Source organism: Chryseobacterium rhizosphaerae (assembly GCF_003385455.1).
Taxonomy (GTDB): domain Bacteria; phylum Bacteroidota; class Bacteroidia; order Flavobacteriales; family Weeksellaceae; genus Chryseobacterium; species Chryseobacterium rhizosphaerae.
This window is the reverse complement of sequence record NZ_QNUF01000019.1, coordinates 12,645-24,815: the sequence shown is the minus strand read 5'-3', so window position 1 is coordinate 24,815 and position 12,171 is coordinate 12,645. Positions and strand designations below refer to the sequence as shown.

9 protein-coding genes and 1 pseudogene are annotated in these 12,171 nt (G+C 37.0%); all 10 read left to right on the top strand.

From position 1 onward, the window contains the following. The first annotated feature begins 79 nt into the window (after window positions 1-79). Window positions 80-379 carry a hypothetical protein gene (locus DRF57_RS15385; RefSeq protein WP_084087647.1) on the top strand — a complete coding sequence of 100 codons (300 nt, stop codon included), beginning with the start codon at window positions 80-82 and terminating at the stop codon, window positions 377-379. Window positions 380-661: 282 nt separating this feature from the next. After that, window positions 662-1,945 (top strand): annotated as a pseudogene (locus DRF57_RS15380) (cryptochrome/photolyase family protein). 36 nt (window positions 1,946-1,981) lie between these two features. Further along, window positions 1,982-3,010, top strand: coding sequence for a ferrochelatase (hemH, locus tag DRF57_RS15375; protein WP_115919470.1), 1,029 nt, complete (start codon window positions 1,982-1,984; stop codon window positions 3,008-3,010). A gap of 63 nt (window positions 3,011-3,073) precedes the next feature. Continuing rightward, window positions 3,074-3,754: a MarR family winged helix-turn-helix transcriptional regulator gene (locus DRF57_RS15370; protein WP_084087641.1), complete on the top strand. Its 681-nt coding sequence runs from the start codon at window positions 3,074-3,076 to the stop codon at window positions 3,752-3,754. A gap of 303 nt (window positions 3,755-4,057) precedes the next feature. Continuing rightward, window positions 4,058-4,537 (top strand): RNA polymerase sigma factor, encoded by a 480-nt coding sequence (locus DRF57_RS15365; RefSeq protein WP_115919468.1) that lies wholly within the window; start codon window positions 4,058-4,060, stop codon window positions 4,535-4,537. 115 nt (window positions 4,538-4,652) lie between these two features. Next, entirely contained in the window at window positions 4,653-5,477 is an 825-nt protein-coding gene (locus tag DRF57_RS15360; protein WP_115919466.1) for a FecR family protein, read from the top strand. An 82-nt stretch (window positions 5,478-5,559) separates the two neighbouring features. Further along, window positions 5,560-8,775 (top strand): SusC/RagA family TonB-linked outer membrane protein, encoded by a 3,216-nt coding sequence (locus DRF57_RS15355; protein WP_115919465.1) that lies wholly within the window; start codon window positions 5,560-5,562, stop codon window positions 8,773-8,775. Between the two features lie 29 nt (window positions 8,776-8,804). After that, entirely contained in the window at window positions 8,805-10,205 is a 1,401-nt protein-coding gene (locus DRF57_RS15350) for a RagB/SusD family nutrient uptake outer membrane protein (protein ID WP_228450364.1), read from the top strand. Between the two features lie 18 nt (window positions 10,206-10,223). Next, the gene (locus tag DRF57_RS15345; protein WP_115919461.1) at window positions 10,224-11,159 is read left to right on the top strand and encodes a glycerophosphodiester phosphodiesterase family protein; all 936 of its coding nucleotides are present in this window, start codon (window positions 10,224-10,226) and stop codon (window positions 11,157-11,159) included. Further along, window positions 11,149-12,030 carry a glycerophosphodiester phosphodiesterase family protein gene (locus DRF57_RS15340; RefSeq protein ID WP_047485959.1) on the top strand — a complete coding sequence of 294 codons (882 nt, stop codon included), beginning with the start codon at window positions 11,149-11,151 and terminating at the stop codon, window positions 12,028-12,030. The genes DRF57_RS15345 and DRF57_RS15340 overlap by 11 nt, the downstream gene beginning before the upstream one ends. The last annotated feature ends 141 nt before the right edge of the window (window positions 12,031-12,171 follow it).

Genomic DNA, 12,171 nt, shown 5'->3' with positions numbered 1-12,171 from the left:
TAATATTTTTTTAACACAAAAATTATTTTTTAGGCATGAAGATTGTTTATTTATATACCAATTACTAAAATATTATATTATGAATAATTCAGAGTACAACAAAGCGGAAAATGCAGTAGACCAAACAAAAAATTCTTTAAAAAATGCAGCTGATGATGCAAAATGGAAGATCAATGAGTTAGCAGACAAAGCCAAAGATTATATCAATGAAAAAAGAGCTAATGATCAGGAAGCAACTCAGGAAGATTGGCTGGAAAGAGTAAAATCAAATTTTTCAGATGCATGGGAAGATATAAAAGATAAAGCCGATGACGCTTGGGAAAAGACCAAAGATGCTGCGGAAGATGTGAAAGCAGAATGGAGAAAGAAAACAAATTAAAGTTAGTTTAATAATGCCCGGGACTAGAAGTTCCGGGCATTTATTGTTTTAGGATGATATTTAGTTTATTTATATCTTAATTTGATAGAACTTATTGATTATACATTTCTATTCATATAATTTTCTTCCCTCTATATTCATTCTTTTTTTTACTCATACTTATTGAATCAATTTAATATTGTATAAATTTAGTTCATTAATGTTCTTTTTAATTTGTTTATTAGTATATTTGTGTTTCAATTACAGAAAACAAATATCTATATTTTTTAAACAGATAAAACCATGAATAAAGTGAATGTTTTTTGGTTCAGAAGAGATCTCAGACTGGAAGATAATATAGGGCTTTACCATGCGCTTAATTCAGGATTAAAGGTTATTCCGGTATTTATTTTTGATACTGATATACTGAATCAACTTGAGGATAGAAAAGACAAAAGGGTAGATTATATCCATCAGGCTTTACAGGCGATTCATAAAGATCTGAAAAAATATAACAGTGGACTTTATGTTTACTATGGTACTCCCATAGAGGTCTTTAAAAAAATAATCCAGGATTTCAATATTGACACTGTCTTTAGCAACAGGGATTATGAGCCGGAAGCTATACAAAGAGACCGGCAGATAGCTGATTTATTGTTAAAGCAACATATCCAATTCCGGAATTTTAAAGATCAAGTCATTTTTGAGAAAAATAATATTCTGAAAAATGACCTTTCTCCATATACTGTTTTCACTCCCTACTCAAAGAAGTGGAAGGAGAATCTGAAAAATATAGAAATTGTTCCGGTTAACAGGGAAGGTTTTGCAAATTATGAAGGACCTTAAGCAATCATTTCATTGAAAGATATTGGATTTGAGAAAACGGATCTTGATTATGCTGAACCCAAACTGCACAAGGATATAATAGACTTTTACGGTGAGTACCGGGATTTTCCTGCAATGGATCGTACTACCCACCTTGGGATTGCACTTCGTTTTGGTACCATTTCGATCCGGGAATGTGTACAATATGCTGTTAAACATAATGAAGTCTGGCTTAACGAACTTATCTGGAGAGAATTTTTCATGCAGATCCTGTATCATTTCCCGAGTGTTGTCCATCACTGTTTTAAAAAGAAATATGAGAATATTGTTTGGAGGAATGATGAAAAAGAATTTAAGGCGTGGTGTGAAGGTAAAACTGGATATCCGATTGTAGATGCCGGAATGAGGCAGCTCAATGAAACCGGATTTATGCATAACAGGGTAAGAATGATCACGGCAAGTTTCCTTACTAAGCATCTGCTTATTGATTGGCGGTGGGGAGAGGCTTATTTTGCTGGAAAATTGCTGGACTATGACCTGGCTGCCAATAATGGAAACTGGCAGTGGGCCGCGGGATGTGGTTGTGATGCAGCGCCTTATTTCAGGATATTCAATCCCTATGAACAAACAAAAAAATTTGATAAAGATACTCAGTATATCAGAAAGTGGCTTCCGGAAGACTATAGGGAAGAACCCATCGTGGAACATACAAAAGCCAGAGAAAGAGCATTAAAGGCTTACAAAGAAGCACTGGCAGAATAATCGGTAATATAACTATTCACTAATAAATAAATAACATTGGCTAAAAAAGGAATTTTATTAATCAATCTTGGCTCTCCGAGATCTACTGCGGTAGAAGATGTAAAGGAATATCTGGATGAATTTTTAATGGATGAAAAGGTAATTGACTACCGCTGGATCTTTCGGGCACTTCTTGTTCAGGGAATTATCCTGAAAACAAGACCTGCAAAATCTGCCGAAGCCTATAAAACGGTGTGGACAGATGAAGGTTCACCATTGATCGTTATCACAGAAAAGATTAGGAAAAAGCTTCAAAAACGAATAGACGTGCCTGTGGAAATAGGAATGAGATATGCAGAACCAAGTATTGAGACAGGTATCAGGAATCTTGTTGAAAAAGGAATCACGGAAATTGTACTGTTTCCCCTTTATCCACAATATGCAATGAGTACCACTGAAACTGTTATTGAAAAAGCAGAAGAGATCAGAAAGAAAAAATTTCCAGGTGTAAGAATCAACTACGTACAGCCTTTTTATAACCGGGATTTATATACAGACTGTTTGGCAGAAAGTATCAGGGAGAAACTTCCGGAAGATTTTGATGCTTTATTATTTTCTTACCATGGTGTTCCCGAACGGCATATATACAAAACAGATTCCACAAAGACGTGTAATATGAATGATTGCTGTTATAAAGATACAAATCCAAGTCATTCATTTTGTTATCGCCACCAGTGTTTTAATACCACCGATCGGGTGATCAGAAAGCTTGAATTGTCAAAAGATAAAGTTATTGTTTCTTTTCAGTCCAGATTAGGAAAAGACAAATGGATAGAGCCTTATACGGATCATACATTAGAAACTATTCCACAAAAAGGAATTAAAAATCTTGCCATTGTTTGTCCTGCATTTGTTTCAGACTGCCTGGAAACTCTGGAAGAAATTTCCGTTGAAGGAAAAGAGCAGTTTCTGGAAGCGGGTGGTGAAAAATTCACCTATATACCTTGTCTGAATGATGAGGACCGCTGGATTGAAGTCATCCGTGTATTATGTGAAGAGCAGCTTAATCAATTCTATTTAATATAGTTTTGATCATATATTGCAAAACTCTTTAAGGAATTAGGTATTTTTGTAAACTATTTAACGGATATGAATTATACACTTATTAAAGATTTTATAGACTTACTGCAGGAGTTTGAAACCGAAGTCCAGGCTTGTCCTGATTTGTATCCGGGAACTATTCAAGGTTTTAAAGCATGGATTTCTGATAAGGATAATAATAAGCAACAAGATCATTCCGAAGAACCTTATTGGGAAGGGAAGGAAAATGGAAGAACGCCGGAAAGTGCCATAAGTACATTGCTTGTTCATCTTAACCGATATGCGAAAACCTACTCAAAATCTGCAATCTCAGATTCAGAATTCTCTACCCAGGAAGACTTTATTTATCTGATTAATCTAAAGGCTTTTGGTGAGATGAGTAAGATGGCGCTTATTAAGAAAAATATTCATGATAAGCCTGTGGGTATGCTAATTATTGCCAGACTATTACGTCAGGGGCTTATTGAACAGACAGATTCTGATTTGGATAAACGCAGTAAGTTAATCCGGATTACTGAAAGAGGATTATTGATCCTGGAAAATCAAATGGAAAAGATTCGTCAGGCCACCCATATCGTAGCTGGAAATCTCAATTATCATGAAAAGATGGAGCTTATACGTATTTTAAATAAACTGGATCGCTTTCATTATCCTATTTTTTCACGAAATATCAATTCTGATCAGCTGATCAATACAGTGTATGATGAATATACATTTAAGGATTCTTAGTATGTACATCAAAAATCAACAGATGATCAAACATCCTATTTTTTACGAAAATCCTTCAATTCATTTCGTTTAGTGGTATTGGCTGAAAGTTTGGTCAAATCCTTGACAAGGTGTTCGAAAAGTATACCTTCTGCAGTCATAATATTAAAATCAAAAGCATAAGCAAATTAAAGAAGCAAAAGTGAAAAATGTGGAGTACTGAACGTGCAGGTATTTCATAAAGCTTTTGAAAATTAATATAGTATTAATCCAGGATGAATTTATTATGGATACTTTTGGGGTGCTATTTTTATAGGACGCACAATGGCGCAATTCAAAAAAATATATTCTGAATATAAACATAAAGTTTATTTCTTCGTAAGAAAATACGTCCAGAGAGATGAGGATGTAGAAGATATTATGCAGGATATATTTGTGCATGTCTGGAAACATATGCACAAAACGACAGATTCTTCAGCAATAGAAGCTATTATTTTCAAAACAAGTAAACAGGAAGTTGCCAATTTTTACCGTAAAAATAAAATGGTATTGATTTCTTCCGGTCAAAATGAGATTCCAGACACTGAAGATGAGATTTTGGAGGAAGCCTTTATGGAAGAACAGATATCCAAAATTGAAGCTCTGCTGGATAAACTGCCTGAGAAAACCAAAGAACTGTTTATTCAGCACAAAATTGAAAAGCTCAGCTATTCTCATTTAGCCAAAGAAAATAAAATTTCCAAAGTCGCCATTGGAAAACATATCAATAAAGCGATCAGCTTTTTGAAAATTAATCTTCACTAATCTTTTCCGTCTTCTAATATGAACTATTTGTTAAATCTTAAAAAATAAGGTTTACGATTTTCTATTCCTGCGTATTTATTGGTAAATACCCTTTACAAACGAGAATAGATATCCCATGAGTGTAGAAGAAGAATTTGAAAAAACCTGGAAATCAGCTTCCGAAACGCAGGATACAATGGATGATCTTACAGACCGTAAGATCTGGACAGGAATTGAAGCGAAGATTGAAAAGAAAAACTCTGTTAAAAAATTCTATTGGGCCGCTGCTGTGCTGGTTCCTTTCTTTGCTTTTTTCATCGTTTTTAAAACAGCCAGTCAGACTTCAGCAAATGGAGCGGAGAGGAAGTATGTCTATGAAACATCAGCAAGTAGAAAATCATTTGAACTGCCCGATGGAAGTAAAGTAGAACTGAACCCTTACAGCAGACTTGTTTTAGATAAAGATTTTGGTAAAAAAGACCGGAAAATGGTTTTTATGGGACAGGGAAGGTTCAATGTAGCTAAGGATAAGAAGAGACCTTTCAGAATTAATGCCGGTGAGTTTGATGTTCAGGTTTTGGGGACTCAGTTCTTTTTGGATCAGAAATCAGCACAAAAAAAGGTGGAATTATTTGAGGGAAAAGTAAAAATAGCGCACGGAAGCACTATCACTTATCTGTTGCCTGAAGAAATCTGGATCAATGATGCGCAGAGAAAAGATTATCATTATTACCATCCTGAAAAACAAAAGCACTTTACTTTTGACCATTCAGCCTATTCTGAGGCGGTGGATCAGCTGGAGAATACCTATAATATCAGTATATCATATCCTTCTCAGTTTAGAAATAAAAAAGTAAGCGGAGCATTCACAGGAAACTTAAATGAAGTACTTTCTGTGATCAGCTTTCCGTTCAATCTTAAACCTGAAAAAATCAATGACAAAGAGATTATATTAAAATAGAAAAGCACCGATATTGGCGTATCGATGCTGATTATTCAATTTAAAAACCGGTAAAAGTTTAAAAATTAACATTTGCGAATTTATGAAAAAAACAGCAATTAGTATTGCCGTGCTGGGATTTTTGTGCACATCACAATTATCCTATGCCCATGGAATCCCCCCTTTTTTACATTCTTCCTGTGCTGCAGCAGAACTGCCCATTACAAAAGTCCTGGAAAAGCTCAGCAAAACAACAAAAACGCAGGTATTCTATTCCGTTTCCGATCTGGAGGATATTTTGGTGGATGACCGGAAGATCGATTACACATCCTTACAGAAAACACTGGATTATCTACAGAAAAACTATCCGGTAGAGTTCAGTATTCAGAATAAGGTCATTACAGTAAGACGAACTTCTGCTAAACCTGTGACACAAAACAAAACGGATAAAATCCGTATTTCAAAAAATGATACGATTCCTGACCAGGAAAAAAAGATTGAGGAAGTCGTATTGATTGGATATGGAAAGCAAAATAAAAAGGATATTTCCGGATCTATTGCTTCTATAGGAGAAAAGGATCTGAAAGGAGTGGCTTCCGGCAACTTTGGCGATATGATTGCGGGAAAAGCTACAGGAATTCAGATCACTCAGTCGAATGCCAATCCCGGAGCTTCACCGAATATCAGAATTCGGGGAATCGGGACTCTGACGGCGGGTGCTAATCCTTTAATCGTTGTGGATGGATTTCCATTAACAGAAGGTACGAATCTGAATTCCATTGATCCCAACTCCATTGCCACCATTGATATTTTGAAGGACGCTGCATCTACGGCCATTTATGGTTCAAGGGGTGCAAATGGTGTGGTTCTCATTCAAACGAAAGAAGGAAAAAAAGGAAAACTGGAATATACACTGGACTCTTACTACGGAATTCAAACCAGAAGTGATAACGAAAAGTTTGTTAATGCCTATGATATGGCAACTTTTATGAAAGAAGCCAGAGATAACAACTATCTTTCGAAAGGGGCCAACAGAAGTGCTGCTGATGACAATGCCACAAGGGTTTCCAAAGGAGCTACTTTAAGAGAGCTGATCCCCGGTTATCTTACCCCGTATTTAAACAAAGAAAAAGGTCTGACAGACACCGATTGGTACTCAACGGTCCTGAAGCCTGCACCGATGAGTAATATCTCATTAAATGTGCTGGGCGGAAATGATAAAACGAAATACTCCTTTACCGGAAGTTACCTGAATCAAAAAGGAATACTGATCGGAACAGACTACGAAAAATATTCCGGGAATATCAATCTCGTGACCCAAATGTCGGATAAGCTGAAATTCGGTGTTTCCATGACCCCATCTTTTGCTCAGGGAAGTCTTTTTGATATGGTAAATGGGGGACGTACCTACAACCTTCTTCAGATGGCAACAACGATGTATCCTTTCTTTGCTCCCCGGGATGCCAACGGAAACCTCCTTATTTCCCAACAGATAAAAGCCAATACACCTACTGACGGTGCTTTGGTGGAAAACCCTGTTGCTATAGCAGAAATGACAAAAAGAAGATATTCATTATTCAAAACATTCGGGAATATATTCGGAGAATGGAATTTTCTGAAAGACTTCAAATATAAAGTTTCCGCAGGTGGAGATTATACCAGCTATGAATACAATTTCTTTGACCCTTCAACGGTTGGGAGTTACAGAACGGCGGCTCCGGATGTAACCACAGCAAGCAGGACAGAATATATTACGAAAAATTATCTGATCGAAAACCTGCTGACCTATGATAAGAAGGTAGGTGACCATTCGTTCAATGTGATTGCAGGGCAGTCTTATCAGCAGGAGGAATCTAATAAGGTGACTAATCTGGCTGCTGGATTTCCTGATAACAGCATCACTAATATTGGGGGTGGAACTTCTTTTAAAGTAGATGCAGATCAGTATAAATGGACTCTTACTTCTTATTTTTCAAGGTTCAACTATTCCTATCAGGGAAAATACAGCTTTATGGCATCTTACAGAAGAGATGGTTCTTCGCGTTTCGGAGTTAATACAAAATGGGGAGATTTCTATGCTGTCTCATTGGGTTGGACGGTAAGTAAAGAAAATTTCTTTCCTAAAAACAATATTCTGGATCCTCTGAAATTCAGATTCAGCGTTGGAAGCAATGGAAACAATCAGATCCCAAATTTTGGAGCCCTTTCACTCATGGCTCAGGAAAACTATGTATTTGGTGGAATTCTGGCACCGGGTTACCGTTCTTCCACAGCCCCCAATCCTAATATTTCATGGGAAAAATCTGAATCTAAAAATGTTGGAATTGATTTCGGACTTTTTAATAAATATCTCAATGTGTCGGCAGATTATTATGTGCTGAACAGGGATGGATTATTGTTGGATGTGCCGGTTCCGCAGCAGTCAGGATACAGCACATCGTTACAGAATATTGGAAAGCTGAGAAATAATGGACTGGAAATACAGGTGTCCTTAAAACCTCTTCATATAGGCGAAAGCTTTGAGTATTCAAATAATCTGAGCTTTTCAATGAATAAAAATAAAGTATTGGCCCTGGCTGGTGGACAAACTCAGATTGTAGCAGGAGCCAATAATTTTGCCATTACCAAAGTAGGTGAGTCCATTGCTGAAATGTACGGCTATAATATTTTGGGAGTGTATAAATCCCAGACTGAAATTGATAACTCGCCTCATATTTCCGGAACTATGGTAGGAGATTACATCATGGAAGATCTGAATAAAGATGGGAAGATTGATACGAACGACAAAAAAAGCTTTGGTTCCGGAATTCCCAAATATGTCTTAGGATTAACCAATTCTTTCAGGTATGAAAATTTTGAACTGAATTTTACTTTATACAGTGAATTAGGCCGGAAAATATATAACGGAGATATGGTGAGTATTTCAGAATCCGGAGAAGGATTTGGAGTTCCGTCACAGTATTATTTTGATAACAGATATAATCCTGTAACCAATCCCAATGGGATCTACGCTATGCCGAATATGAACTTTTCCAATAACAGAAAGGAAGCGAGAACATCCAATATTTTCTTTAAAAACGGAGATTATGTGCGGCTGCGCTCAGTAAAGCTGGCTTATAATCTTCCGGACCAGCTGGTATCCAAGTTGAAAGTGAAGTCTATACAGCTGTATTTTGTGGGTAATAACCTTTTAACATTTACATCCTACCGGGGGCAGAATCTGGATGCCAATTCGGACAGCATCCTTACCCAGGGCTATGACAGCGGATATTATCCGATTGCAAAAGTCTATTCTTTTGGGATGAATATGAAATTTTAATCCCTATTTCAATGAATAAATTTAAAAAAATGAAAAGAATATATATACCGTTATTAGGATTGTTTTTATTGCAGTCCTGCTCTTCAGATCTGTTGAATACATCTCCGGAAAGCACAAAAGTAACTGCTAATTTTTATAAAGATGAAGCGCAGCTTGAACAGGGAGTGAATGCAGTATATGCATCGCTGCAATACAACGGTCAGTATCAGCTGGCTATGCAGGCTATTGGGGAAATTCCATCCGATAATACGTTTGATGAGGTTCCTGCCAATGATAGTTTTACATACGGAGAGTTTGATTTTTTCACCATTCAGCCTAATAATTCCCTGCTCGGAAGTACCTGGAAAGATCATTATGTTGGAATACAGCAAGCTAATATTGTCTTAAACAGGATAGGAGGGATAGCTATGGATCAGACCCTGAAAAATACCAGAACCGGAGAAATGAAATTTCTTAGAGCCTTAATGTATTTCAATTTGGTAAGAATTTTCGGCGATGTTCCTCTGGTCACCAAAGAAACGACAGATGTAAATGAATATTTTGGGCAGGGAAGAACTCCGGTAGAAACCGTCTATGATTTTATTGAAATCGAACTTAAAGCATCCATTGATCTGTTACCCGCCACTGCTTCTCAAAAGGGAAGGGTAACCCAAGGAGCGGCACTTGGGGTATTGGGGAAAGTGCTGATGACGAGAAACAGATATTCGGAAGCTCTGCCTTATTTACAAAAGATAGAGCCCTTGGGATACAGTCTGCTTACGGATGTGACCAAAATATTTGATCCCTCCAATAAAAACAATGCTGAAATCATTTTTGATGTTCAGTTTACTTCAGGTTTAAACGGAAATACGGAGGGAAGCCAGGCATATCAGATGTTCAGTCCTTCAGGGTTTATATCGGGAGCAAAGGGACATAATCTGCCAACAAAAGAAGTGTATGCTGTTTTTTCGTCGGGAGACTTGAGGAGGAATGCTTTTGTAGGACTGACTCCGAGTGGAGTGCCATACAGCAAAAAATTAGTTAAAACATCCGATGCTATCGTTGATGGCGGAAGTAATACGGTTGTACTTCGTCTGGCAGATGTCTTTCTTTTAATGGCGGAATGTTATGCAAAAACAAATAATTTCACCATTTCCAATCTCTATTTAAATAAGATTAAAACCAGAGCAGGATTAAACCCTGTAAACTTGTCCGGGGAACAACAGTTGCTGGATGAGATTGCGCTGGAAAGAAGAAAAGAGCTGGTAGGAGAAGGTCATCGGTGGTTTGATCTTGTTCGGACCGGAAAAGCTATTTCTATAATGACCGCTCATTTCCAGAATACTCCCGGATATAATACGGCGGTAATTAAAAGCTATAATCTTCTGATGCCCGTTCCTCAGAGTCAGATTAATACAGATCCGGCCATTAAACAAAATCCGGGATATTAATTTCAAATACAATAAAAAATGAATCATTATACATTACAAAATATAAAAAAAACAAGCTTTTTGCTGGGGTTGTTGATCGTTCAAATGGCTCTTTCACAGACCAATTATTTCAAACAGAGAATTCCGGAAAATAAAATCCTGGTCGTTGCCCATAGAGGAGACTGGAGGAATTACCCTGAAAACTCAGTAAAAGCCATAGAAGGAGCTATGAAACTGGGTGTTGATATTGTAGAAATAGATCTGCAGAAAACAAAAGACGGCCAACTGATTGTGATGCACGATAAAAAATTAGATCGTACAACGACTGGGAAAGGAGAAGTTTCAGAAGCTTCGCTTGCTGAGATAAAGCCTTTATTTCTTAAAAACGGCGCAGGGATGCCTACAAGAGAAAAAGTGCCTACGCTCGAAGAAGTATTGAATTTCGTTAAAGGTAAAAGAATCATGCTGAATCTGGATAAAGGCTGGGACTTTATCGAACAGGTAAGGCTACTTACTGAAAAAACGGGAACCACTGAACAAATAATTCTGAAGGGAAATAAAAAAGCCTCGGAATTAAAAAAAGAAGTTGGACAAAAACTGGATCATATCATCTATATGCCTATGGTTTGGCCGGAAGATTACAGTATTTATAAAAGAGATGAGGTGATTAATCCTACAGAATATATCCGGGATTTTTCTAAAATGTTCAGTCCTGTAGCGTATGAAGTGATTATTAAAGATGATACCCCGAAAGCTGATGAATTATTAACACTGATCCGCGATGCCCATGCCATGATCTGGATCAATGCCTTATGGCCGGAATTATGTGCGGGACATGATGATGATAAAGCGATGGATAATCCTGATGAAAACTGGGGCTGGATAATTAGAAAAGGGGCTAATATTATTCAAACTGACAGACCAGAGGAGCTGATCCGGTATTTGAAATCAAAAAACTTGAAGTATGAAAACTAAGAAATTCATTTATGCACTGTTATTCGTCTCAGGAATGGTTCTGGGGCAAAATCATATTTCTCTTTCAAAATTTCCTCATGATAAAATAATGGTGATTGCCCACCGGGCAGATTGGAGAGAGGCTCCGGAAAACTCTGTCATGGCCGTAAAAAAGGCGATTGAAAAAGGCGTTAATATGGTGGAAATAGATTTGGCTCTTACTAAAGATAGTGTACTCGTTTTGATGCATGATAATACCATAGACAGGACGACTACAGGTAAAGGAAAGCCTTCCGATTATACGTTGGAAGAAATTAAAAAATTTTATCTGAAAGATGGACTGGGCGTTCCTACACAAATGAGGATTCCTACTCTTGATGAAATATTGGATACGACACAGGGGAAAATATTCATCAATCTCGATAAGGCGTTTGATTATTTTGATCTTGTTTATCCTGTTTTAAAGAAAAGAAATCTTTTTGATGAAGTTCTTTTTAAAGGTACCGCAACTTACGAAGAATTCAATAGAAAATATAGAGCTATTAAAAATGAAATCCATTATATGCCTATTGTTCGGTTGGCCAATCATGAAGGCTGGGCCAAAATAAATGATTACATGAACCATTATAAAGTCTATGGTTTTGAATTGACTTTAGGTTCAGATGAAAGTCACATGATCAATTTTAAAGAGATTCAGAAAAGCGGAGCCCGGGTTTGGGTGAATTCTCTGTGGCCACAACAAAGTGCAGGACATCACGATGATCTCGTGCTTGAAAACCCGGATGCTTACGAATGGTTTGTAAAAAATAATATCAACAGTATTCAAACCGACCGCCCCAAAGAACTGATTGATTTTCTGAAAAGGAAAAAGCTGTATTCTCCGGTAAAATAAACCGTGATCTCTGAAGGAACAAAGCTATTGTGCTGGATTTAAAAACTATTTATGGATCATGAAATTCAGTAGTTTTGTTTAAACCTCCTGTCAAAATGTTCGGAAATTACACCTTGCAGTCACAAATCGCCCTATGAGTAG

Coding starts and splice junctions, on each gene's coding strand:
- DRF57_RS15345 (WP_115919461.1), top strand. CDS start 10,224: ATGAATCATTATACATTACAAAATATAAAAAAAACAAGCTTTTTGCTG.
- DRF57_RS15350 (WP_228450364.1), top strand. CDS start 8,805: ATGAAAAGAATATATATACCGTTATTAGGATTGTTTTTATTGCAGTCC.
- DRF57_RS15340 (WP_047485959.1), top strand. CDS start 11,149: ATGAAAACTAAGAAATTCATTTATGCACTGTTATTCGTCTCAGGAATG.
- DRF57_RS15355 (WP_115919465.1), top strand. CDS start 5,560: ATGAAAAAAACAGCAATTAGTATTGCCGTGCTGGGATTTTTGTGCACA.
- DRF57_RS15365 (WP_115919468.1), top strand. CDS start 4,058: ATGGCGCAATTCAAAAAAATATATTCTGAATATAAACATAAAGTTTAT.
- DRF57_RS15385 (WP_084087647.1), top strand. CDS start 80: ATGAATAATTCAGAGTACAACAAAGCGGAAAATGCAGTAGACCAAACA.
- DRF57_RS15370 (WP_084087641.1), top strand. CDS start 3,074: ATGAATTATACACTTATTAAAGATTTTATAGACTTACTGCAGGAGTTT.
- DRF57_RS15360 (WP_115919466.1), top strand. CDS start 4,653: ATGAGTGTAGAAGAAGAATTTGAAAAAACCTGGAAATCAGCTTCCGAA.